The following is a 24,973-nucleotide window of genomic DNA, read 5'->3' on the forward strand; positions in this document are numbered from 1 at the left end:
TGCAAATACTGTCAACGGCTAACTTATCATTCTCACAACAAGCGTTGAAAAAGCCATCAATTCTATGATCACAAAGACTGAGCAATGGGTTGAAGAGAAATAGAAGGTGTTTGGGAAAGTGGTAAAAAGGCAGCAATTAAATGAGATTTTTTGAAAACAGAAAGGCATCACATGTGATAAGTGATGCCTTTGATGTATTAATTAAGATTGAGTTTCACGTTGAGCAATAAACTCCAGCGCTTGATTAATACGGGATAAAGTACGGGTTTGCCCGATAGCATGAATAGTGACATCCACACCTGGGGATTGACCTGCACCGGTAGCAGCAACACGCAGTGGCATACCAATTTTACCCATACCGACTTCCAGCTCATCAGCGGTGGATTGAATGGCATGATGCACATTTTCTGGTGTCCAATCAGCAATTGAAGCCAGCTTTGCATGGACAACTTCAAGAGGCTGACGGGCAACTGGGCGCAAATGTTTCTTCGCTGCATCGGCATCAAATTCAGCAAAATCTTCATAGAAGTAGCGGCAGGATTCAGCCATCTCTTTCAGCGTCTTACAGCGTTCGCCCAGTAATTTAATCAGATCAACCAACTGTGGACCATTGCGGGTATCAATACCTTGTTGCTCCATGTGCCATGCTAGATGAACGGCAACTTTCTCTGGAGGCAGGGTATTAATATAGTGGTGGTTCAGCCATTGCAGTTTTTCTGTATTGAATGCGCTGGCGGATTTATTAATAGCATCCAGGCTGAACAACTCAGTCATTTCTTCAATGCTGAAAATTTCTTGATCACCGTGTGACCAACCCAAACGAACCAGATAATTCAGCAGTGCTTCTGGCAGGTAGCCATCATCACGGTATTGCATAACGCTTACTGCACCGTGACGTTTGGACAATTTTTTACCATCATCACCGAGGATCATCGAAACGTGAGCATATTCTGGTACGGGAGCGCCGAGTGCTTTCAGAATATTAATTTGGCGAGGTGTATTATTGATATGGTCTTCACCGCGGATGACATGGGTGATCTCCATATCCCAGTCATCGATAACAACACAGAAATTATACGTTGGCGAGCCATCGGTACGACGGATAATCAGATCATCAAGTTCCTGATTGCTGAACTCAATGGGGCCTCGGATCTGATCATTAAAAATAACAGAACCTTCCTGTGGATTGCGGAAACGGACAACATGGGGTTGATCTGGGTCATGTTGACATGGATTATCACGGCAACGGCCGTCATAACGCGGTTTCTCGCCATTTGCCATTTGAGTTTCCCGCAACTCTTCCAGATGTTCTTTAGAACAATAGCAGCGATAAGCACTGCCTTGTTCTAGCATGTGATCGATCGCCTGATTATAACGATCAAAGCGTTTCGTCTGATAATAAGGGCCTTCATCCCAATTCAGATTTAACCAGTTCATACCGTCCATAATGGCATTGATAGCTTCCTGAGTTGAGCGTTCAAGGTCAGTATCTTCGATACGCAATACAAATTCGCCTTTGTTATGGCGGCTATATAACCAGGAATAAAGTGCGGTACGAGCACCGCCAACATGGAGATAGCCAGTTGGGCTTGGTGCGAAACGGGTTTTAATTTTACTCATCGGGGATTGCCTTAATTACGTTTCACTTTTCAATGAACGTTATTGGTGATTTAAAGTAATAAAAGTGGGGGTTATTTTATCACTGCACCTTAATTCCTCAATGCTGTTAACGGGGAGTTGTTGAGAAAAGTCAGTGTATTTGTCTAAACTGTACCCTATAGTGATGATAATTATCTCACCCTTGTTTAATTTTGAGACGAACGATATTTTTCTCTAGAAAAAGCGTTGACTCACTCTGAACTATCCCTATAATGCGACTCCATCACGACGGGGCGATTAGCTCAGTTGGTAGAGCATCTCCCTTACAAGGAGGGGGTCATCAGTTCGAATCTGGTATCGCCCACCATCTCGTTGTGATAAGAATGATTTTATGATTGGGCGATTAGCTCAGTTGGTAGAGCATCTCCCTTACAAGGAGGGGGTCATCAGTTCGAATCTGGTATCGCCCACCAATCATAAATTCAGTGGTATAAGCAGTAATAGTCATCATGAAGTGGGCGATTAGCTCAGTTGGTAGAGCATCTCCCTTACAAGGAGGGGGTCATCAGTTCGAATCTGGTATCGCCCACCACTTCATTAAGATTGTTTCAGGCGGTATCACATATCTTTGGTGCGGGTCGTTAGCTCAGTCGGTAGAGCAGTTGACTTTTAATCAATTGGTCGCAGGTTCGAATCCTGCACGACCCACCACTCCCAAAGATATTCAGAGTAGTTCTCCTATAGATGGGTCGTTAGCTCAGTCGGTAGAGCAGTTGACTTTTAATCAATTGGTCGCAGGTTCGAATCCTGCACGACCCACCATCTCAAAAAGATAAAATTGCATAATCTAATCATACAGACGGGTCGTTAGCTTAGTCGGTAGAGCAGTTGACTTTTAATCAATGGATCGCAGGTTCGAGCCGAGCGAAGCGAGACAACAGCGCGTGAGCGCTGGCCCGATATGAATATTAAAGGCCATCGGATGGTTAATCCGATGACCTTAGCTACGTTTCCGTTATCTATTTCAGAAATGTGCGGATCAATTCTAAAAGCGCAACTAATGCTTTGAGAACGATGATAGCAGTATCAATAAAGGCTTTGAATGCTTTCATCCGTTTTGCTCCTGTTAGGGAGCGCGATTTACCCAGCCATTGCCTTTACACTGCCTGTCTGGCTGGTTCTCATCAGTGTTAGTTGAAGAGTAACGCGCTCTGACTGAGGCACTGAATCAGCACCACCTGTACTTCAGTCAGGGCTTAAGAAAACTTGCGTAGTAGATACACGGTCAGAACACTATCTCTAAACTAACAGCCGTTGATTATAAGTTTATTTTGTCCTGATTCAATGGATTAGAGCGTGAATAGATAAAAACAAAAAAACCAACTGGTGAGGTTGGTTTTTTTGCATTTACCCTTAGATAGTAGGGTAATTTATCTTTAATGCTATTCACCAAGTTGGTAGCCTCGGTTTTAGCGCGTTACTCTTCAACTAACGTAGTTAGTCTACCCCCTAAAGTACGAAATATCAACATGAGGGGCTCATACTAAATTGACGGTATTATCATGATGAAAGATCATCATAAATTGTGATAAAATATGTTTTTTTTGTTAAAAAACAGAATAATATTTCTTTTCCGGTCCATCAGATTTACAAGCCGTGTTTCTGATAGTGCTGACTTGAAGGATAAGGCCGTAGGCCGAGTCATCCTGCACGACCCACCATCTCAGAAGACAAAATTCGAATAATCTCCATAAGATGAATCTTTAGCTCAGTCAGTAGAGCAGTTGACTTTTAATCAATGGGTCGCAGGTTCGAGCTGGGCGAAGCGAGACAACAGCGCGTGAGCGCTGGCCCGCAGCAAAAGAAGTCACAAACAATGAGAACACTCAAACTATGGCCTCTTGGAAACAGGTAGAACCGAGATGTGGTAGGTAACTTTAATACTTGTACGACACACCGGCTAATCAATGCGTCGCCAGGGCTTTATAGAAACTAGGGTTTTCTTGGATGATAGCTAACACCTTTGCCGCTAGTCCTGTCGGATTTCGACGTTTCTGTTCCCAGCTTTTAATTGTATCAAGGCTAGTGCCTAAAGCCTCCGCCATCTCTGTCTGTGAAATGTTAAGTTGAGCACGGATAGCTTTAACGTCGGCAACTTCGTATCGGGTTACATGCGCTGCGGCTTTATTACCTTGTTTAATTTCAACTGCTTCTTCTAGGGATGCTTTTAATTCGTCAAAAAAACTCATGTTACACCTCATATTTTAGTAATTTTGTTAGTTTTTTCAGTTCTGCTTTCTCGGCATCCGTTAAGCTATCTTTTTTACTTTTCGGATAAGCCATCACCAGATAGATAATATCTTCAGTCGCTAGAAGATAAATAACTCTGGTACTACCATTTTTTCCTTGTGAGCCTATAGCCATTCTGATTTTACGTAACCCCCCAGTACCACGTATTAGATCACCTTTATCTGGTGACTCGATAAGCTCTCGTTGCAGTTCTTTAAGTTCATCATCAGTGGCAATCTCTTTTATCTGTCGGGTAAACATACTAGTTTCGATAAACTCTATCGCATGACTCACTGGAAAACCTCCTTTATCCTAGAGTACAAGGTACTCTTATAATTCTAAAATTGCCAGCATGACTTACAAATTTATTCCATACCTTTAGTTGAAGATTTGAAAATGATAGCAGACCTTAATGGCCTAGGTTATCAGCCATTAATTAGACAGGTTTTAAATCGTTTTGCTGATAGCGAGAAAAAACGGGTACTCGCCGAAGTTCACAGCAAGGCAATGAAAAATAAAAAAAGAAAATCCAATGAACGTCATAAGGCTGTTTAACCCCATGTCTTAGCTACGTATATACCCTAAAGATTTCAAGATGCATCACGACGGCAAGGGGGCCTCCGGGAGCATAGATAACTATATGACCGGGATGAGTGCAAATTATTCATTCCTAAACGATCTATACCAATAATGCCAGATGGGATAAGCTTTACCTAATGGTTGTACTAGCTGATTATTAGGATATAAAAATGAATCTCTACGGACTTGTTGCTGATATTGGCGGCACTAATGCCAGATTAGCACTTTGCAATTTGGAAAATGGGGCTATTGAACGGATTGAAACGTATAGTGCAAAACAACACGCCGGATTAGAATCTATTATTAGTCACTATTTAGCGGAGCAAAAAACAGTAGTGGCTTATGCATGTATTGCTATTGCTTGCCCGATAAATGGTGATTGGGTAGAAATGACCAATCACCAATGGGCATTTTCTATTAGTGAGCTGAAACGGACACTTGGGCTAGACAAATTAGATGTGATCAATGACTTCACGGCTGTATCTATGGCTATTCCAATGCTGACAGAGGAATGCAAGCTTCAATTAGGAGGAGGAGAGGCGGTTAAAGACAAACCGATAGCGGTTTACGGGGCAGGGACTGGCCTCGGTGTAGCTCATTTGATCAAAGTAGACAAGCAATGGGTAAGTTTACCTGGTGAAGGTGGTCATGTAGATTTTGCAGCGAATAGTGAAGAACAAGACGCGATATTGGCTGTCTTACGGCGTAAATTTGGGCACGTTTCAGTAGAAAGAATCTTGTCCGGTAGTGGGTTGGTAAACCTTTATCAGGCCATTGCCATTTTGGATAATCGTCAGCCGGAAGATTTAGAACCAGAAACCGTGACGCAACGAGCATTGGATGAAAGTTGTCAATATTGCCATCGTGCTCTGACACTATTTTGTGAAATTATGGGGCGATTTGGTGGAAATTTAGCGTTAAATATGGGGACTTTTGGTGGTGTGTATATCGCTGGTGGTATAGTGCCGCGGTTTCTTGATTTCTTTAGGCAATCGAACTTTCTTCATGGATTTGAAGATAAAGGGCGCTTTAAACCGTTAATACAACAGATTCCTGTTTATTTGATTACTCATCCACAACCAGGATTATTAGGTTCAGGTACCTATTTACGGCAACAGCTTTCACGTATTAATTAAATTATAAGGTCAGATATATATTTCAAAATTAATGATTGTATATATCTGACTGGAATTTTTTAAATATCAATATTGCAACGGTATATTAATATTGAAAGCTATGAAAATCCATTTTATTTTTGAGTGTTTATGATTTTATTTATATGGAATATTGGTTTGACAATATCGTTGTGGATTTATAAGAATAAAGTTAAAGAATAGATATTATGATTTTAACGATTAATGATTGAAATTATTGATTCTATAATTCACATTGAAAATATAATAATGGATATGGTGATTTTTTCATATAATTTATATGGTTACGATTTATTTTGGTAAAATTTAAATGTTATATTAAAATAAAAAATTCACAATTTTATTAAAATATATTTACTGTTAAGATTAAATGGAAGTAAACATGCATCTCTATGAATTTAAACTGTTTTATACCCTACGGATTTCAAGATGCATCGCGACGGCAAGGGAGTGAATCCCCGGGAGCATAGGAAACTATGTGACCGGGGTGAGCGAGTGCAGCCAACAAAGAGGCAACTTGAAAGATAACGGGTATACTGTGTAACTGATATTCCCATTCGCTACTTAATCTCCCTTAATTGAATTTATTTTCGGCAATATTGCAATCAAGTTTGTCATTATCTGGGTTTAATATCAAAATAAATTATTATGTGATTATCAATGCCTAAATAGATAGTATTAAAAGATTGATATGACATTTGACAATGAGTAAATAGGTCTTATGACATTATTTACTATCATCATCAAAACTTTTTGCAATATAGTGATGATTTATTATCCTGCTTGTGGGAAGCCTTTAACATGATAATGAGATTTATATTCACAATATTTATGTAACTGATTGATTTATTTTAGATGAAAAGCGGATATTTTATTATGCTGTTTTTCATGTTTAAATACTTTTAAGTTATTGAAATTTTAATTGTTTTGTTTTCTCTTTTTATACTTTATAATCTGTCAAAATTTTTTATTTAGAACAGTACTGGATAGAAATGAAAACGATAGAAGTTGATGAAGACCTTTACCGCTATATTGCCAGCCACACACAACATATTGGTGAAAGTGCATCTGATATTTTACGGCGCATGTTGAAATTTAACGCCGAGCAGCCAGTACAAAATGTGCAGCCTATTAGTGCTATGGAGAAATCGCCGGTAGTCCGCCAGCGTGATTCTGTCCGTGTGATACGTGAATTGTTACTTTCAGATGACTATTCTGATAAGAAAAAATCTGTTGAGCGTTTTATGTTGATCTTATCTACATTATACAGCTTGAACAGTGAAAGTTTTTCCCAGACGACTGATGCTATGCATGGTCGTACTCGTGTTTATTTTGCTGGTGATGAACAGACATTGCTTGCCAGTGGTAAACAAACTAAACCTCGTCACATTCCAGGCACACCTTTTTGGGTAATCACTAATACCAATACTGACCGTAAGCGTAATATGGTTGAACAAATTATGCAGGATATGAAATTCACAGCCAATTTTATCGACAAGGTGTGTGGCACAATTTAACTGATTAAGGCTGCGCTGACGAATAAAGTTCAGTGCAGCTCTTGTCCAGGGGAGATTTAACGTGGTAAATCATCCGTGCGCGGGACAGATTGCCCGCCAAAGTGATCTGATAAATGTAGCGCAACTTACATCGCAGTATTACACCTTACATCCTCAGCCGGAAAACTCAGAGCATAAGGTTAAATTTGGTACATCCGGTCATCGTGGCAGTTCTCGGCGTCACAGCTTTAATGAGGCGCATATTCTGGCAATTACTCAGGCTGTTGCAGAAGTTCGCAAGCAACGGGGAATTAATGGCCCTTGTTATGTGGGTAAAGATACCCATGCTTTATCAGAAGCGGCATTTATTTCTGTATTGGAAGTCTTGACGGCTAATGGCGTGAATGTGATTGTGCAGGAAAATAATGGATTTACGCCAACACCTGCGATTTCTCATGCCATCCTCTGTTATAACCGCTTGGGGAAAGCGTTGGCTGACGGGATTGTTATTACCCCTTCCCATAACCCACCAGAAGACGGGGGGATTAAATATAATCCACCTGATGGCGGCCCCGCAGATACGGATTTGACAGCAATTATAGAACGTCGTGCTAATGAGTTGCTTACAGAAGGTCTGAAAGATGTTAAACGTTTGCCGTTTGTTCAGGTATTGAACAGCGAATATTTACATCAGCAGGATTTAGTTGAACCGTATGTTAGCACGTTGGGTGATGTGGTTGATATGGACGCTATCCAGCAGGCCGGGCTGAAAATCGGTATTGATCCTTTGGGGGGCTCTGGCATTGCGTTCTGGCAGCGTATCGGTGAGCGCTACAATTTGGATCTGACATTGGTTAATGATCAAGTTGATCAGACATTCCGTTTTATGCATCTGGATCATGATGGCGTCATTCGTATGGATTGCTCATCCCCTTGGGCAATGGCGGGTTTGTTAGCCATGCGCGATAAATTTGATCTGGCTTTTGCAAACGATCCTGATTATGACCGCCACGGTATCGTTACTCCTGCCGGTTTGATGAATCCTAACCACTATCTGGCAACCGCGATAAATTACCTATTCCGCCATCGTCCCCAATGGTCAGAGAGTGTTGCGGTAGGTAAAACATTGGTATCCAGTGCCATGATTGATCGGGTTGTCGCCGATCTTGGTCGTAAATTGGTGGAAGTGCCCGTAGGTTTTAAGTGGTTTGTTGATGGGTTACATAAAGGTGAGTTAGGCTTTGGTGGAGAGGAGAGTGCCGGGGCATCTTTCTTACGTTTTGATGGTACGCCGTGGTCTACAGATAAAGATGGGATTATCTTGTGTTTGCTGGCGGCAGAGATGACCGCAGTAACAGGGGAAAATCCGCAGCAGCATTACAATAAGTTGGCAGCCCGTTTCGGTACGCCAAGTTACAGTCGTATTCAGGCGTCGGCAACTTATCAGCAAAAGGCATTATTAGCCAAGTTATCACCAGAAATGGTGAAAGCGGATAAGCTCGCTGGTGATCCAATCACAGCCCGATTGACAAAAGCTTCTGGTAACGGCGCGTCAATCGGTGGTCTAAAAGTGATAACAGAAAACGGCTGGTTTGCTGCGCGTCCATCGGGGACAGAGGAAGCCTATAAAATTTATTGTGAAAGTCTCCTTGGCCCTGAGCACCGGCAGAAAATTGAGCAGGAAGCACTGGATATCGTTAACCAGGTTTTTGCCGCTGGCTAATCTTTTGAGTTAATTAAAAAGAATCCGCAATAGTAATAAAGGCTTTTGCGGATTTTTTATTTTTCAGCCCAGAGCGACCATTAATGCACCGACAGTAATCAGTGCAACACCACCTGCGGCCATAAGTGATATCTTTTCACCAAATAAGATAACGGCCAAGATGACAGCAAACACAACGCTGAGTTTATCAATCGGGGCAACCTGAGAAACATTGCCATTTCTAATTGCCAGAAAGTAAAACAACCATGACAATGCCCCTGCCACACCGCTTAAAGTGATAAAAAGCAGCGCCTTGCGGTTTACCAGTATTTCACTCACCAGATTTAATTTTCCCTGTACTACAACAACGCCGACAAGAAACAACGCCATAATGACTGAGCGTATTGCTGTTGCTGTATTGGCATCAAGATTTTGCAACCCGATTTTCCCGAAGATAGCGACTAAAGCGGCAGTAAACGCTGATAATAAGGCATAGATAAGCCAGGTACCCATAGCGAATAAATCCTGTTGTTATACCCGTTATTTTTCAAGTTGCCTCTTTAGTTGGCTGCACTCGCTCACCCCGGTCACATAGTTCGCTATGTTCTCGGGGATTTGCTCCCTTGCCGTCTTGATGCATCTTGAAATCCATAGGGGGTAGTATCAAATGAGTTGAGATGATAAGGCCGTTTTCTTGGTTTGAATATACCATCACTCTCATTAAGTAAATTAAAGAATAAACTCATTACTAATCCCAATTTTAGTTATTGAATATTTTGGGGCCGTGAAATAGTTTCCAGTTTTAATCTCAGATGGATTCATATAAATCTATAAATAATAATTATCCCCACCGGAGTTTAGCTATTAAACTAAGATATAATTTTATTTATCTATTTCACTTTGAACATAATATTACAGTTTATTTTGGGATTAGATTAAGCTGAGTTTTTCAGTTGATTGATTACTATTTAAATATACCCGTCATCTTTCAAGTTGCTTCTTTGTTGGCTGCACTCACTCACCCCGGTCACATAGTTATCTATGCTCCCGGGGATTCGCTCCTTTGCCGCCGCGATGCATCTTGAAATCCATAGGGTATAGATAAAGATTGAACTGAAAGGCTTTGATCTGAGATTAAGGGCCCTTTTTACCTGTGTTTTTGCTTGTTAAAGTACAACGTACTTATGTCATTATGTTGCTTACTAACATCACCAGCATTTGATCTACGTTTAAAATGTAACAAAAGTGTCATATTTCGTTTGCAATTAACATCTGTTTTGATAATATATTAAAGATAAATTATATATCATTGGATTTACTTTATCGTACAGATCATCCTAGTGCTTTCCTCTACATTTTATTTTTGTAGAGATGAGAAGGTCTTATGTGCTTTCATAAATATTTCAAATGATTGACTTAAAAGATATCAATATCAATATAAATAATATAAGAACATAGCAATGAAAAATTTTTCTCTTAATAGTTATACATCCATACCGGCATGTATATGGGGTCTATTTGTTGGGACTTTTGTAACAAGATCAACATCAATGATGGTATGGCCTTTTATATCTATCATACTATATACAAAGTTTCATTTTACTGCATCGATGATTGGATTAGTTCTCTCTTTATCCATTGCGATTTCATCAATATTAAGTTTTTATGCTGGTTACTTCTCTGATAAAGTCGGCCGAGCTAAGATAATCATCATTGGATGTCTTATATCTTCATTGGCATATTTAATATTATGGTTATCTGAACATCAGTCTGGTTTTATTATTGGTACTTTGTTAGCGAATATTTCTTGGGCGCTGGTGAATAACCCAATAAAAGCTGTTATCGGTGATGTTATTGAGGAAAAGCAGGTAAGAGAGAATGCCATGTACTTAAGGTATTTATTTCTTAATGCGGGTGCGGTAGTCGGGCCTTATTTAGGCGTAAAATTAAGTTTGGATATTAATTCTATCTCTTTTTTGATTGTTTCGGTGTCCTATGTAATTTTTATGATCCCTGTTTATCTATTTGGCAAGAAAATAAAAATAAACTTAACAAATAATGATGACTTTAAAGGAACGATAAAGGTTTTATTGAATGATCGTGTGTTTTTAATGTTGGTCGTAAACAATATTCTCATGATGTTTATTTTTGGCCATTTTGATTCAACTTTGCCACAGTTAATTACTTCATTAGGGTTTAATGGGTATGCTGAGTTTATTGCTTCGCTTATTATGTTACATGCGATAACCATTGTTGTTATGCAGTTGCCGTTTTCCATGTTAACGCAAAAAATGGCGTTAGAAACTAAAATAAATATAGGGTCTGTATTACTCATTTTATCTGAATTAATGTTCTTTATTTCATTCAAGTATTATGATGTTTATTTATTATGGTATATAGCCGCATTTACCATGAGTATCAGTCAAACTATTTTGTTTCCATGTGTGAATGTTTTTATCGATCGTTTGGCACCAAATGATTTACGTGGCGCATATTTTGGTGCGGCGTCACTTTATAGTATCGGTTTTTCCATATCTCCATTGGTTGGTGGTACTATTATCCAATTATTTGATGGTGGAATGTTATTTCAATTATTAGCTATATTAAGTGTGTTGATGTTGGTAATTTTCTGTCGGATGTTTAAACTAAGGGATAAACATGAAATTAATATTAGAAGAAGTCTCAAATCTTAGACCAACTGAATTACATTGTTCTATTCGTGTCGAGCAGTTAATAGAGAAAGTTAAACTTGAAGGTTTTTGGACTCAACCAATCTGGATTGATGAAACAACGAATGTGGTTATTGATGGTCATCATAGACTTGAATTAGCCAAAATACTAAAATTAAATTGTATTCCTTGTTTGGCATTTGATTATGAGAAGGAACTATTGGTTTATTCCCGCAATGAGGGTAAAACAATTAGTCATAGTGATGTTATTAAGGCGGGTTTGGATGGGCAACCTCTTGGTTATAAACAGACTCGTCATGAATTTGCCGGGAATGTTATTGAAACACAAATTTCGTTAAAAATGTTAGGGTTTGTCAATGAATAAGCAGTTTTATGATGTGGTAATGTGTGGTGCGGGGCCTGCAAATATTTCATTAATCCCGGATTTATTAAAAGATGAAGCCATAAAAAATTGTCTGATTTTAGAAAAAACAGAGATGGTTGGTTCTGGTTCATTAAAGAAATATAAAATTACCGCGAACTCTTTAGGTAGTGTATTTTTAGAGAAATTTGATGGTTGTGATGATGAACTTAGTCAGTATATAAGATCAACATCGGAATGGGAATATTTTAGTGCCAATAAAGATAAGCCAGTTGAATTGAGGTTTGTCGGTCAATATTTGGAGAGAATTGCACGCTTTATTCAGGAAAATAAATATGGTGATCGGTTTGATGTTTTTACTGCTGCGGAAGTAAAAAAGATTAAGCGGAATGAAGAGGGTAACTATGATATAACTTACCGTAAAAATAATGAAGATTATATTGTATCAGCACGAAAGGTACTGTTTAATATAGGTGGAGATCCAAACCAATCCAGATTATTGCATAATAGTAATAATATTACCTCTGGTGATTTCATTAAAGGTTTTTATGATGAGGTTATAAATAAAGGTGATGTAAAAAGTATATCAATATTGGGTTCGTCACACAGTTCTGTTTCTTGTTTGATTAGGCTGATAGAGCAATTAGAATTTACAGGAAAAATAAATGTTTTCGTGAATAAAGATTTCAAATTGTTTTTTGATTCGCCTTCAAGCGCAGAATCTTACGGCTATGATTTCACACAGGAAGATATTTGCCCTTTAAGTAACCGAGTTAATAGGTATTCAGGATTAAGATATGATTCTTTTGCTTTTGCACAAGAACTTAAAGAAAGAAAATATAAGAATATTTCTATCTTAAATATTTCAGAAATTTCTGATGATGAAGTTATTAAACTCATTAACTGCGATGATTTACTTATTCATTGTACTGGCTATCACTCTAAACTTGTTGAAATAATTAATGAAAATAATACTGCTATTGAATTTAAAAGTGATAGATACGGTTTGCTAACTAATGAAAAATTAAATCCTATATCAACGTCAGGTGACGCGCTCAATAATTTTCACACATTCGGTCTGGGATCGGGTGTAAAGACGGGTGGTGAAAATGGTGGAGAGGCAAGCTTTCATGGAAGAATTGACGGGGTTTGGGTATATCAGCATGTTATATATGACATCGTATTTAATTAATATTTAATTCAATATCAAATTAAGAATAAAAATAACCTTTTAACATCCATTTAAAATAATTTATTAAGACTATGAATAAAAAAACAGCAATCCTTCTCTGTGCCGGAAGAGGCAGCAGATTATCAACTAGAACATCAAATAAACCAAAACCTTTGGTAGAAACAAATCAGATATCATTTATCGATAATGCGCTGAGGAATATCGAGTCTGTCGGTATTAAACAGGTTATTATTGTGGTGGGTTATAAGAGAGATGTTTTAATGTCTCATATTAAACAAAGCTCATATAACTTGCATATTGAATTTGTTAATAGCGATAAATGGGAATCGACGAATAATATCTATTCTTTATATCTCGCTAGAAATTGGATTAAGAAAGATACTCTGATTCTTGAAGGAGATATCTTCTTTACTAAGAAATGCTTGGAAATTGTCATGTTAAAAGCGGGAGATCTCAATGTACTTGTTTCTCCTCTGAGCCAAAATATGGAAGGAACTTATGCAAAAGTCGATAATGGTAATATCGTTGTGCTAAATTCCACCAAAGATAACAACTATCAGGTTGAAGCAGGTCAATATAAGACGGTAAATATTTATAATATTTGCACCGCTAATTTTGCTGAATATGTTACTAAAGAGCTAGAAAGTTACGTTGATGGTGGATCGACTGGGTTATATTATGAGGATATATTTAAACACTCTTTACTGAATAATGTGGCTGAATTTAAAGCAAGTATTGTTGATAATTCTCAATGGTATGAGGTAGATAATACTTATGATCTGGCTATTTGTGACTTCATTTCAAGCAATAATAAATTAGATCTTGTGCAAAATAGGCATGGTGGTTACTGGCGTTATCCTATTATTGACTTTGGCTTAATTTACAATTTCAACTTTCCACCTAAGAAATTGAAAGATGAAATAAAGAATAATTTTGATGAAATATTGTTAAATTATCCTGGCGGGAATAGTTTAGTCGAGCATGCTTTATCTGAATTTATAGGGGTAGAGAGAACGCAATTATGTATTTCGAATGGCGCTGCTGAGATAATTAAACGGCTGCCTGATGTTTATAAGGGTAAAGTATTAGTCACGGTACCGTCATTTAATGAATATGCTAATTGCTTTGGTAAAGACAGAGCAATATTTAGCTATAGTAAAGAGAGCAGAGATTTTGATATAGATATTGATGAACTATTAACGTTAGCGAAAGAAGAAAGGCCAAATGTGGTGGTACTTGAATCACCTAATAATCCGACAGGTAAATTGACGCCTATTGATAGTCTGTTATATTTGGCTGGCGAATTGTTGACATTAAATATCGATTTAATTGTTGATGAATCTTTCTTAGATTTCTCTAAAATGCGTGATGACACAATGTTAAAGCATTTAGATAACTATAAGAATTTATCTGTTATTCGCAGCATGAGTAAAACTTTTGGCATTGGTGGTATTCGTATCGGGTATATTGCCACTGCAAATCAGGAATTACTTGGTAAAATAAGAGCAGTGTTACCCATTTGGAATATGAATGGTTTTGCTGAAGAGTTTTTATTGAGATTACCTCAATATAGAGAGAGTTATAAATTAAGTTGTGAAAAAGTGATTAGTGATACGTTAAAATTACAGCAGGAATTAAACTCAATCGAGGGTATTACCGCATTTGAGACAGATTCTAATTTTGTTTACTGTAAACTACACATTTCTGATGCAAAGACGATATCACGGTTACTATTAGATATTCATGGGCTGTATGTGAAAGAGTGCTCTGGCAAAGGAAATGCAGACTCTGATATGTATTTGCGTATTTCTTGCAGAACACCAAGCGATAATGAAATTTTAATACGTTCATTGCGTATGGTGATGCAGGGGCTAATTAATATTAGTGATATTAGCGTGGTTAAGGAAGTTAACGAGGCTTGCGAATGAATAATCCTAAAACAGTGGTAATTTGTGGTAAAGGAGAATTGGCAATTTTCATTTGTCAATATTTCTTAAATCATAAAGAGTATAAAATATCGCACGTGGTGGCAGATAAATTCGAACCTGTAAGTACTGATCAGACGTTAATCGATTTCTGTTATCAAAATAATATTTCTGTTATTGAAGATAATAAGGTCGAAAATCTACCAGGCTATGAAAGTGGCGATTTCACTTGCGATTTATGTTTTGTCGTATTTCATAAGCGGATATTGCCTTTAAAATTCATTAATTCGTGTAAGAAAATATTAAATATCCATCTCTCTTATTTGCCTAAATATCGAGGTGTAAGACCGGTTAATTGGGCTTTGAAAAATGGAGAACAGTCGCATGGCGTGACGATCCATGAAATCAACGAAGGTATTGATGCCGGGCCGATTGTGAATCAGATCTCGTTTTCTATTTATCCTGAATTTGAAGAGGTCATTGATACTTATACACGGGCTATTAGCTATGCCAGACAATTATTCCTTGACACGATGCTAATATTGGAAAAAATAACACCAAGACCTCAGATTGATTCAGAGGCAACAATTTATTATGAAAAGGATAATCATAGTCTGGAAGAAAGGATGACATTTACCAAGCAGGCATCGCGCGAATTGCTTAATAAAGCTTAGATGATAATTGCCTTTAACACTGGAACGCCCTATGTACAATCTCATTGCCACAGATCTCGATGGAACGCTTCTCCTTCAAGGAGATACAATTGGTAAGTTTACCCGCAAGGTGCTGACTGATTTATCAAGTATGGGAAAGCAGATCGTATTTGCAACCGGTAGGCATCATGCTGATGTAAATTCCATTATTGGTGATTTTGATATACCTGTGCATTTGATCACTTCGAATGGCGCTAGATTAACCAGTGCTTGTAAAAATCTGGATATCAGACAACATTTGCCAAGTCACATCGTAAAAAGAGTGATTGAAGAAACTCAGGCAGATAATGATTTAGTGATCAATATGTATTGTGGTTCTCAATGGTTAACCAATGTAGAAAATCATAATTTTAGCGATTTTAGTCAGAATGATAATTTTAATCCAACATTCAAGCATGTTGATGAAATGCCTTGTGATGCGGTTGAAAAAGTTTTTTTCATTCATAAGAGTAGAAATCATGATGCATTGGTTAAATTAGAGCGTCATTTAATTGATCTCTTTTCTGATAATGTCAGTGTTGCTTTTTCATTCCCTTGGTGTCTGGAGGTAATGGGGAGTGGTGTTTCCAAGGGGCAAGCTTTAATTCAGCTCGCTGGTTTTCTTGGTATCCCAATTAATAAAACGATTGCGTTTGGTGACGGTATGAATGATGTAGAAATGCTTTCAACCGTAGCTAAAGGGGTCATAATGGGAACGGCGCATAATAGGGTCAAACAAGCTCTTCCTGATGCCGATATTATTGGCTCTTGCTGTGAAGAGTCTGTGGCTTATTATTTATCTGAACATGTGTGTCAGGTGAAATAAGCGGATCTCAGCTTTGCTGAGAGGTGTTAATTGCCTGAGACATGAAGTGATTCGATACGTGTCTCAGGTATTAAGGCATAAACCGATAACCAATGCCGGTTTCAGTCAATAAATGTTTTGGTCTGGTTGGGTCGGTTTCTAATTTTTGTCGTAAATGCCCCATATAAATCCGTAAATAATGGTTATGTTCAACATAATTAGGGCCCCAAACTTGGTTGAGTAATTGGCGTTGGGTAAGTACTTTGCCGCTATTCGCTAATAATTCACCGAGTAACCGGAATTCAATCGGGGTGAGATGCAGTTCTTCATCGTTTTTAGTGATTCGGCGGTTAACCAGATCGACAACCACATCAGAAAAATGAACGATCGATTCTTCTTTATTAGTTCTGGCAAAGCGGCGCAAGGCAACCCGGACTCTTGCCAATAATTCACTGATGCCAAAGGGTTTACTCAGATAGTCATCAGCGCCGACATCCAAGGCCGCAACTTTATCCGCTTCTTTATCACGGGCAGAGAGAACAATAACGGGAATTGAGCTCCATTGGCGTAGATCACGGAGCAAGTTAATACCGTCGCCATCCGGCAATCCCAAATCAAGAATAATTAAGTCAGGCTTACGGGTTCCCGCTTCAATCAAGCCCCATTTCAGCGTATCACTGTCAAATACGCGATAGCCTTCACCTTCCAACGCCAGCCGGACAAAGCGTCGGATCTCTTTTTCATCTTCAATAATCAAAATAGTGTTATTGTTGGTAATAATCACATCTCCTCAGTGATAATTTCAGGTGGCTTCTCTAACGGTAGAACAAAGTGAAAACTTGCTCCACCTTTTTCGTTATTACTCGCCCAAATCTTTCCTTGGTGAATTTCAATAATTGCCCGGCAAATTGCCAATCCAAGGCCCACGCCGGGAATAGCAGATTCTTTACGAGCGCGGGAGAATTTATCGAAAATTAACTGTTCTTGTTCCGGCGGAATGCCTTTACCTGCATCCCAAACTTCAATATGAATCTGATTTTTTTCTGTTGTCGCTTTGATGCCCAGTGGTGTTTGTTCATCGGTATATTTAATCGCGTTTTCCAACAGGTTGATAAATACCCGTTCCAATAAACTGGCATCACAATGCAATAGCAAATCGGATGGCAGGGAAACCGCGACGGGATGACGGTTGAGTGCATATTCCAGCGAACGCAAGGTACTGCCGACGATCTCTTCCAACGATTGCCATTCCAGATTGAGCTGAATTCCTCCCGATTGAATACGCGCCATCTCCAGTAAATTATTAACCAGACGGGAAGTGCTGAGAATTTGCTGGCGGATCTGATTCACCTGTTTGGTATGCGGAGAGTTTTCAGCGGATAAATCCAGCATCAGGATTTCCGCTTGTCCGAACAGGACGGTCAGCGGGGTGCGTAAATCGTGAGACAGGGCTGCCAGAAGCGAGTTACGTAACTGCTCCCGCTCTGTATCCAGTTTAGCGGATTCTGCCCGGCGCGAGAGTTGTAATCTTTCCAGTGCATTGGCGATCAGGCCGGTAAATGTTTGTAGCAATCGCTGTTGTTCAGGGATCAATAACTGGCGCAAATAGGATGGCTCAATAGCCAGTACAGCCAGTGTCTGAGAAGGTGTAGCAATAGGTTGTAGTTGGTAAGGTACGCTAGGTAGCGTATCGGTTCCCGCCCCGGCCGGCAGATTTTTATCAAAACTCCATTTTGCAATGGCATCGTCAATCAGCATATGACCGCCATTATTAGTCGTCAGTTGATATAAATTGCCATCGTCGTTGGGTAAAAAAAGCCCAGTTTTAGCTTGAAAACCATTAGTAAGAAAATGGTAGCTGGTGCGGGCAATATCTTCTTCATTCAGTGCTCGGCTCAGTTCTCGGGTCATTTCATAGAGATTGCGGGTTCGTTGTTCGCGGTAACGGGCAATTCGCGTCTGATATCTCATTCCCGCTGTTAAATTTCCAACGACGACACCCACTATCAGCATGACACTAAAAGTCAGCAGATACTGCATATCGGTAACAGCAAGAGACCAATGAGGCTGTACAAAGAAGATATCGAAACTAATGACATTAATAAAAGCGGCAAAGATTGATGGCCGGTGTCCGTAAAATAGCGCAATGATGACGACACCAAGCAGATAAAGCGTGACAAGATTAGCTTTATCAAGGGTCAGCAAGAATGTTCGGGAGAACAAGGTGATAAGTGTACAGAGCGCAATAGCGATCAGGCAGCCCTGAATCTGTACTCGCCATTTTTCACTCATAGAGCGGTTGTCTTGTTCTTTATCCCATTGGCTGCGTTCTTCTAATGCGACAATGACCAGATCTAAATCGGGTCCCAGTTTCCCCAGTCGGTCAGCAAAACCTGGACGCCATTGCCAGCCAAATAGTTTCTGTTTAGATGTACAGCGACGGCCTATCAGAATTTTGCCGAGGTTATGTTCTCTGGCATAACGTAACACCGCTTTTTCTTTGTTTGAGTCGGAAAGTGTCGCGGTTTCAGCCCCCAATTCATGCGCTAATCTGAGTGCTTTTAAAATAGCGCGCCGTTTACCTTCGGGTAATTGGTACAGTTTTGGCGTTTCAACATAGATTGCATGCCAAATGCAGCCTAATCGGGCAGCAAGGCGAGCGGCAGTGCGGATGAGCTTTTCATTACCTGAGCTATTACCAATGCATAGCAGAAGATTATCACGGGTATGCCAGACCGGTTCATGCCCTTGTGTATCGCGGAAAGCACGCATTTGATCATCAACCCGATCAGCCGTCCGGCGTAAAGCGAGCTCCCGCAATGCAATCAAATTACCTTTGCGAAAAAAATGTTCAATGGCGCGTTCTGCCTGGCTAGGAATATATACCTTACCTTCATTGAGCCGCTGGCGCAGATCATCTGGAGGCAGATCAACTAAGACAATTTCATTCGCTTGATCAAAGATATGATCAGGGATGGTTTCCCTGACCCGGATACCAGTAATATCACCCACAACATCATTGAGGCTTTCCAGATGCTGAACGTTGATGGTAGTCAGTACATCTATGCCCGCCTCAAGTAATTCTTCAACGTCCTGCCAGCGTTTGGGATGACGGCTGGTGTGAGGATTACTGAATGCCAACTCATCCATCAAGATGATAGCCGGGTAGCGTGCAATGGCGGCATCAAGATCAAAGGCGGTGATTCTTCTCCGTCGGTAGTGGATCTGTTTAAGTGGTAGTTGTGGCAGACCATCAAGTAAAGCGGCGGTTCCTTGCCGCTCATGAGTTTCTACCACGCCGATAACCACATCCAGCCCTTGAGCACGCAATCTTTGCGCTTCCTGCAACATGGCATAGGTTTTTCCCACACCCGCGCAGGCACCGAAAAATATCTTTAATTTACCGCGTTGTTTCTCATTAACCAGTGTCAGTAATTCATCAGGGTCAGGGCGCTGTGGTTCGTGTTGATCCATGTTCAGCCTTACTGTTTTTTCTTGTGCAAATTATCAAGGGCAAGATTAAGTTTTAACACATTAATCACTGGCTCACCGAGGAATTCCGATGGTGGTGGCTCAATATTATCCCTGATTAATTGTTTTATCACTTTAATCGGTAAATGGCGTGCATCAGCGACTCTTTGTGCTTGAAAGTCAGCGGCGGCGGGTGAAATGTGGGGATCGAGGCCGCTACTGGATGCGGTGACCAGATCAACCGGTACAGGAATGTCTGGTTGACGGTTAAATTGCCGCAGTTGTTCAACTCTGTGTTTGATTTCATCATCCAATATCGGGTTGGAGGGCGCTAAATTGCTGCCACCCGAGGACAGGGTGTTATAGGGATAATCTACGGTAGTAGAAGGGCGACCCTGAAAATAGATCGCCTTGGTGAAGGGTTGACCAATCAGTTCAGAGCCAACGGTTTGACCATCTTGTTTGACCATAGAGCCTTGTGCTTGATAAGGAAAAAGCAGTTCTGACAAGCCTGTTGCCAGCAATGGATAAGCTACGCCGGTAATCAGTGTCAGAAATATCAACAACACAACAGAAGAACGTAACCAAATCATTTTCATCACCTTTATTTAAGTATCAGCAAAGTCAGCAACATATCTATCAGTTTGATGCCGATGAAAGGCGCTATCAGACCACCCAGACCATAAATCCACAGATTGCGGCGTAAAAGCGACAAGGCATTCATTGGTCGGTAGCTCACGCCTTTTAGAGCTAATGGGATCAAGAAAACAATAATCAGTGCGTTAAAGATAACTGTCGATAAAATCGCCGAACTGGGCGAATGCAGGTGCATGATATTCAAGACATTTAATTGTGGGTAAGTAACGGCAAACGCCGCCGGAATAATAGCAAAATATTTTGCGATATCATTGGCGATACTGAATGTGGTCAGAGAGCCACGTGTCATCAACATCTGTTTACCAATATGGACAACTTCAATCAGTTTGGTTGGGTTGGAATCCAGATCCACCATATTGCCGGCTTCCTTGGCTGCCTGAGTGCCTGAATTCATAGCAACGGCAACATCGGCCTGAGCAAGTGCGGGGGCATCATTAGTGCCATCACCGGTCATGGCGACCAGACGGCCTTCGGATTGATATTGGCGGATCAGGGCTAGTTTGGCTTCGGGGGTAGCTTCCGCCAGAAAGTCATCTACTCCAGCTTCTGCGGCAATCGCAGCCGCGGTCAGACGGTTATCGCCGGTAATCATAACGGTCTTGATTCCCATACGGCGCATTTCACTGAATCGCTCTTTAATACCGCCTTTCACGATGTCTTTTAGCGCGACAACTCCCAGTACCTGTTGATTTTCTGCGACAACCAGCGGGGTACCCCCTTTACGTGCCACGGTCTGTACCAAAATTTCCACTGCGTCTGGGAATTTTCCGTGATTGACTTCAATATGGCGGCGGATTGCATCGACAGCGCCTTTGCGGATCATGCGGTTTTCCACATTCACACCACTCATTCGCGTCATGGCAGAGAAAGGCACAAAAGTTGCGTTCAATGAGCGCAGATCACGTTCACGCAGATTGAATCGCTGTTTTGCCAGAATGACAATGCTGCGACCTTCCGGTGTTTCATCGGCTAAAGAAGAGAGTTGGGCGGCATCCGCCAACTGCTGTTCGGTTATGCCTGGCACGGGCAGAAACTGAGAGGCTTGGCGATTTCCCAAGGTGATGGTCCCGGTTTTATCCAGTAACAACACATCCACATCACCCGCTGCTTCAACGGCTCGTCCGCTGGTGGCAATAACATTTGCACCTAGCATGCGGCTCATGCCTGCGACACCAATTGCAGAAAGTAAACCACCAATAGTGGTAGGAATAAGACAGACTAATAACGCTATCAATACCGTAACAGTGATAGGTTGACCAGATTGGTTAGCTTCCACACTGAATATTGAAAATGGCAGTAGGGTGACACATACCAATAGAAAAATGATTGTCAGAGCCGTCAATAGGATAGTCAGTGCGATCTCGTTTGGGGTTTTACGACGTTTAGCCCCTTCCACCATTGAAATCATGCGGTCAAGAAAAGTTTCACCGGGATTAACGGAACATTCGACCACCAGCCAGTCAGATAGTACATGGGTGCCGCCAGTCACAGAGGAAAAATCACCGCCAGATTCACGGATAACTGGGGCAGATTCTCCGGTGATGGCGCTTTCGTCAACAGAAGCGCCACCTTCGATAACTTCACCATCGCAAGGGATAGTTTCACCGGCTTCAATAATGACGATATCCCCTTTGCGCAGGCTGTCAGAAGGGACTTTCTCTCTGGCTGCGTTGCGATTGGCTGAGGTGAGTTTAGTTGCCCAACTAGTTTTTCTTATCCCTTTAAGACTGGCCGCTTGAGCTTTGCTTCTGCCTTCTGCCAGTGCTTCGGCAAAGTTGGCGAATAGCACAGTAAACCACAGCCATAAGGTGATGTTACCGGTGAACAACGCATTTCCCTTAAATTGACCCGCTAACATGGCGATCCATAAAATGGTGGTTAACCCACTGCCTAGATAGACGACAAACATCACTGGGTTACGCCATTGTGCGGCCGGATGACATTTTTTGACTGAATCAATCAGGGCATTACGAATCAAAGCGGGTTTGAATAATGTCTGTTGCTTGTTGGTCATGGTATTCCTCTCCTTAGCTCTTATCGGGCCGTTAGCCAGGTTTGTAAATGTTCAATTACCGGGCCAAGGATCAGAGCCGGAATAAAAGTCAACGCACCGATTAGCATGATGGTCAAAATCAATAGACTGATAAATAGTGGGCTGTAAGTAGGGAGTGTACCGTTGCTGGCAGGCTGGCGTTTTTTTACGACCAAAGAGCCGGCAATAGCAAGTATTGGCAGGATCATGCCAAAGCGACCTAAAAACAGGATGATGGCTAGCAACAGGTTGTAGAACATACTGTTGGCATTTAAGCCCGCGAAAGCACTGCCATTATTGTTGGCCGCGGAGGAGAGGGCATAGAGCACTTCACTGAAACCGTGAGCGCCGGGGTTCAGAATACCGGCACGCCCACTGGTGGTGGATATGGCAAGTGCGGTTCCTAAAAGAGCTAGTGTAGGAGTAACCAGAATCGCCAGAGCCACCATTTTTATCTCGAATACTTCGATTTTTTTACCGAGATATTCAGGGGCTCGGCCTATCATTAAACCGGCGATAAAAACAGTCAGCAGAACGAACAGTAACATACCGTATAAACCAGAACCCACACCGCCAAACACGACTTCGCCAATTTGGATCAACCACATTGGGATCATGCCGCCAAGGGCAGTGAAAGAATCATGCATAGAATTGACTGCTCCACAGGAAGCAGCGGTTGTTACGACGGCATAAATGGAGGTTGCGAGGATGCCAAAGCGATTCTCTTTACCTTCCATATTGATATTACTGTTGGCACCTAACAGGCTGAAATGGGGATTCCCTTTCAGTTCGGCATACATGACTCCTATGGTGGCAATGACAAAGATGATGCTCATTGCCCACAATAGAGCGTGTCCTTGGCGGTTATCACCAACCACTTGCCCAAAAGCAAAACAGAGGGCGCAAGGGATCAAGAAGATAGACAGTATCTGAACGAAATTGCTGATAGCGGTTGGATTTTCAAACGGGTGTGATGAGCTAGCACCAAAGAATCCACCGCCATTGGTTCCCAATAATTTAATGGCTTCCTGTGAGGCGACGGGTCCCATCGGGATCAATTGCGGTTGGCCTTCAATGGTATGAGCTAATTGATACGGCTCGAAATTTTGAATTACGCCCTGACTGACAAAAACTAACGTAATAATTATAGACAGTGGTAACAGCAGATAAAGTGTGATACGTGTGATATCAACCCAGGCGTTTCCTACGGTGTTGACGCCATGACGGGAAAATGCGCGTATCAGCGCAAATGCCACTGCAATACCGGTTGCCGCAGAAAGAAAGTTCTGCACGGTTAGACCTGTCATTTGGCTAAAATAGCTTAATGTGTTTTCTCCACTGTATGCCTGCCAATCGGTATTGGTGATAAAGCTGACCGTTGTATTCAGCGCCAAGTCCCATTTGAGTCCAAGGAAATGTTCAGGATTAAGAGGGAGGGTTTGTTGTGTAACTAAAAGCGTGAATAGCAGTAATAGTCCGGTTAAATTAAAAAGAATAATAGCTAATGCATATTGCCACCAGTTCATTTCTTTGACTGTGCCGCCAGGTTTCTGTAAGCCGCAGCAACGCCAAAGGCTTGATTCTGCTTTAGTCAGCCCGCGTGGAATATTACCGTCGATCATATTGGCGATAACGTTTCCGAGTGGTTTTGCCAGTAACATCAAAATCAGTAAGAAACTGGTGATCAATAAAAAAGCGGATGCTGCCATTTAAAAATCCTCCGCATGAAGTAGTGCATAGATCAGATAAACCAGTAACAGGGCTACTAATAACGCGCCGGAAATGAAGAATATGCTCACTGCTTAATCTCCTGAAAACTTGGATAAATAAATACCCGTTATCTTTCAAGTTGCCTCTTTGTTAGCTGCACTCACCCCAGTCACATAGTTCTCTATGCTCCCGGGGATTTGCTCCCTTGCCGTCGCGATGCATCTTGAAATCCATTGGGTAAAGATTAGGGAAGGAGATGCAAAGAAGCTGATAAAAGAGTGAATGGATGTGTAAAAAAAGTGTAAAAATAACTAATCACAGAAGACTTAAATAGAAACCTATCTTGTTTAGAACTATTACAATAATTCCCTTTTTCAGCAGGAGATACACTTATGGGAAAGTGAATGGTTAGGGGCATTAGGTGATTTTAAATTAATGGATAATTCTGCACATGAACGTTCTGATTATTTATATATTATTGATAATATTGCTAAATTAATCGGAATGTTAAAGCTTGATATATAATATTTTTATTTTACTAATTATAACGGAGCATATTGGAAATTAAATTGATTGGGATTTTACAGTATAGGGAAAATCATTTTTACTTATTATGCGA

The 24,973-nt window shown here is 40.7% G+C and carries 21 protein-coding genes and 7 tRNA genes; 17 read left to right on the top strand and 11 right to left on the bottom strand.

Features of this window, described 5'->3' with window-relative positions:
* Positions 1-201 precede the first annotated feature (201 nt).
* Positions 202-1,620: a glutamate--tRNA ligase gene (gene gltX, locus EAE91_RS14665; RefSeq protein WP_214089146.1), complete on the bottom strand. Its 1,419-nt coding sequence runs from the start codon at positions 1,618-1,620 to the stop codon at positions 202-204.
* A 270-nt stretch (positions 1,621-1,890) separates the two neighbouring features.
* Here gltX and EAE91_RS14670 point away from each other — a divergent pair.
* The 6 genes from EAE91_RS14670 (at position 1,891) to EAE91_RS14695 (ending at position 2,533) form a co-directional block, all read left to right on the top strand.
* A tRNA-Val gene (locus tag EAE91_RS14670) sits at positions 1,891-1,966 on the top strand.
* 30 nt (positions 1,967-1,996) lie between these two features.
* Positions 1,997-2,072, top strand: a tRNA-Val gene (locus tag EAE91_RS14675).
* Between the two features lie 43 nt (positions 2,073-2,115).
* A tRNA-Val gene (locus EAE91_RS14680) sits at positions 2,116-2,191 on the top strand.
* Positions 2,192-2,234: 43 nt separating this feature from the next.
* Positions 2,235-2,310, top strand: a tRNA-Lys gene (locus tag EAE91_RS14685).
* A gap of 35 nt (positions 2,311-2,345) precedes the next feature.
* A tRNA-Lys gene (locus EAE91_RS14690) sits at positions 2,346-2,421 on the top strand.
* Between the two features lie 42 nt (positions 2,422-2,463).
* Positions 2,464-2,533 (top strand) — tRNA-Lys (locus EAE91_RS14695).
* 85 nt (positions 2,534-2,618) lie between these two features.
* Here the strand turns inward: EAE91_RS14695 and dinQ are convergent.
* Positions 2,619-2,711: a damage-inducible type I toxin DinQ gene (gene dinQ, locus EAE91_RS24605; RefSeq protein WP_280520288.1), complete on the bottom strand. Its 93-nt coding sequence runs from the start codon at positions 2,709-2,711 to the stop codon at positions 2,619-2,621.
* A gap of 653 nt (positions 2,712-3,364) precedes the next feature.
* On the opposite strand from dinQ, the gene EAE91_RS14700 reads away from it, so the two are divergent.
* Positions 3,365-3,456 (top strand) — tRNA-Lys (locus EAE91_RS14700).
* Positions 3,457-3,563: 107 nt separating this feature from the next.
* Here EAE91_RS14700 and nadS read toward each other — a convergent pair.
* Together nadS and EAE91_RS14710 are read right to left on the bottom strand one after the other, a co-directional pair.
* Positions 3,564-3,848: a NadS family protein gene (gene nadS, locus EAE91_RS14705; protein ID WP_214089147.1), complete on the bottom strand. Its 285-nt coding sequence runs from the start codon at positions 3,846-3,848 to the stop codon at positions 3,564-3,566.
* Between the two features lies 1 nt (position 3,849).
* On the bottom strand, positions 3,850-4,182 hold the full coding sequence (locus EAE91_RS14710) for a type II toxin-antitoxin system RelE/ParE family toxin (RefSeq protein ID WP_214089148.1): 333 nt from the start codon (positions 4,180-4,182) through the stop codon (positions 3,850-3,852).
* Positions 4,183-4,284: 102 nt separating this feature from the next.
* Between EAE91_RS14710 and EAE91_RS14715 the strand changes: the two genes are divergently transcribed.
* From EAE91_RS14715 to pgm, 4 genes are all read left to right on the top strand, one after another.
* Positions 4,285-4,443, top strand: a complete 159-nt coding sequence (locus EAE91_RS14715; RefSeq protein ID WP_214089149.1) for a hypothetical protein — start codon at positions 4,285-4,287, stop codon at positions 4,441-4,443.
* A 194-nt stretch (positions 4,444-4,637) separates the two neighbouring features.
* Positions 4,638-5,603, top strand: coding sequence for a glucokinase (gene glk / locus EAE91_RS14720; protein ID WP_214089150.1), 966 nt, complete (start codon positions 4,638-4,640; stop codon positions 5,601-5,603).
* Between the two features lie 1,010 nt (positions 5,604-6,613).
* A complete protein-coding gene (gene seqA, locus EAE91_RS14725; protein WP_214089151.1) occupies positions 6,614-7,138 on the top strand; it encodes a replication initiation negative regulator SeqA in 525 nt (174 codons plus the stop codon).
* Positions 7,139-7,199: 61 nt separating this feature from the next.
* Complete coding sequence (pgm, locus tag EAE91_RS14730) at positions 7,200-8,840, top strand: phosphoglucomutase (alpha-D-glucose-1,6-bisphosphate-dependent) (RefSeq protein ID WP_214089152.1); 1,641 nt, start codon at positions 7,200-7,202, stop codon at positions 8,838-8,840.
* A gap of 63 nt (positions 8,841-8,903) precedes the next feature.
* On the opposite strand, the gene EAE91_RS14735 is transcribed toward pgm, so the two are convergent.
* Positions 8,904-9,332, bottom strand: a complete 429-nt coding sequence (locus EAE91_RS14735) for an EamA family transporter (RefSeq protein ID WP_214089153.1) — start codon at positions 9,330-9,332, stop codon at positions 8,904-8,906.
* Positions 9,333-10,279: 947 nt separating this feature from the next.
* Here EAE91_RS14735 and EAE91_RS14740 point away from each other — a divergent pair.
* From EAE91_RS14740 to EAE91_RS14765, 6 genes are all read left to right on the top strand, one after another.
* Positions 10,280-11,512, top strand: a complete 1,233-nt coding sequence (locus EAE91_RS14740) for an MFS transporter (RefSeq protein WP_214089154.1) — start codon at positions 10,280-10,282, stop codon at positions 11,510-11,512.
* The gene (locus EAE91_RS14745; RefSeq protein ID WP_214089155.1) at positions 11,478-11,873 is read left to right on the top strand and encodes a ParB N-terminal domain-containing protein; all 396 of its coding nucleotides are present in this window, start codon (positions 11,478-11,480) and stop codon (positions 11,871-11,873) included. Before EAE91_RS14740 ends, EAE91_RS14745 begins: the two co-directional genes overlap by 35 nt.
* Positions 11,866-13,062, top strand: a complete 1,197-nt coding sequence (locus tag EAE91_RS14750) for a SidA/IucD/PvdA family monooxygenase (RefSeq protein WP_214089156.1) — start codon at positions 11,866-11,868, stop codon at positions 13,060-13,062. The genes EAE91_RS14745 and EAE91_RS14750 overlap by 8 nt, the downstream gene beginning before the upstream one ends.
* A 71-nt stretch (positions 13,063-13,133) precedes the next feature.
* The gene (locus EAE91_RS14755) at positions 13,134-14,990 is read left to right on the top strand and encodes an aminotransferase class I/II-fold pyridoxal phosphate-dependent enzyme (RefSeq protein ID WP_214089157.1); all 1,857 of its coding nucleotides are present in this window, start codon (positions 13,134-13,136) and stop codon (positions 14,988-14,990) included.
* Complete coding sequence (locus EAE91_RS14760) at positions 14,987-15,661, top strand: formyl transferase (RefSeq protein ID WP_214089158.1); 675 nt, start codon at positions 14,987-14,989, stop codon at positions 15,659-15,661. The genes EAE91_RS14755 and EAE91_RS14760 overlap by 4 nt, the downstream gene beginning before the upstream one ends.
* A 31-nt stretch (positions 15,662-15,692) precedes the next feature.
* Positions 15,693-16,505, top strand: coding sequence for a Cof-type HAD-IIB family hydrolase (locus EAE91_RS14765; RefSeq protein WP_214089159.1), 813 nt, complete (start codon positions 15,693-15,695; stop codon positions 16,503-16,505).
* 70 nt (positions 16,506-16,575) lie between these two features.
* Here EAE91_RS14765 and kdpE read toward each other — a convergent pair whose 3' ends face one another.
* From kdpE to kdpF, 6 genes are read right to left on the bottom strand one after another with little or no spacing between them, the layout of a single operon-like run.
* Entirely contained in the window at positions 16,576-17,268 is a 693-nt protein-coding gene (kdpE, locus tag EAE91_RS14770; protein ID WP_214089160.1) for a two-component system response regulator KdpE, read from the bottom strand.
* Positions 17,265-19,958: a two-component system sensor histidine kinase KdpD gene (gene kdpD, locus EAE91_RS14775; RefSeq protein ID WP_214089161.1), complete on the bottom strand. Its 2,694-nt coding sequence runs from the start codon at positions 19,956-19,958 to the stop codon at positions 17,265-17,267. Before kdpD ends, kdpE begins: the two co-directional genes overlap by 4 nt.
* An 8-nt stretch (positions 19,959-19,966) precedes the next feature.
* Positions 19,967-20,548: a potassium-transporting ATPase subunit KdpC gene (kdpC, locus tag EAE91_RS14780; protein ID WP_214089162.1), complete on the bottom strand. Its 582-nt coding sequence runs from the start codon at positions 20,546-20,548 to the stop codon at positions 19,967-19,969.
* Between the two features lie 11 nt (positions 20,549-20,559).
* Complete coding sequence (kdpB, locus tag EAE91_RS14785; protein WP_214089163.1) at positions 20,560-22,626, bottom strand: potassium-transporting ATPase subunit KdpB; 2,067 nt, start codon at positions 22,624-22,626, stop codon at positions 20,560-20,562.
* A gap of 20 nt (positions 22,627-22,646) precedes the next feature.
* Positions 22,647-24,353, bottom strand: a complete 1,707-nt coding sequence (gene kdpA, locus EAE91_RS14790) for a potassium-transporting ATPase subunit KdpA (protein WP_214089164.1) — start codon at positions 24,351-24,353, stop codon at positions 22,647-22,649.
* Positions 24,354-24,443 carry a K(+)-transporting ATPase subunit F gene (gene kdpF, locus EAE91_RS24280; protein ID WP_041379999.1) on the bottom strand — a complete coding sequence of 30 codons (90 nt, stop codon included), beginning with the start codon at positions 24,441-24,443 and terminating at the stop codon, positions 24,354-24,356.
* Positions 24,444-24,973: the final 530 nt, after the last annotated feature.

This window comes from Photorhabdus noenieputensis, assembly GCF_018448935.1.
Classification (GTDB): domain Bacteria; phylum Pseudomonadota; class Gammaproteobacteria; order Enterobacterales; family Enterobacteriaceae; genus Photorhabdus; species Photorhabdus noenieputensis.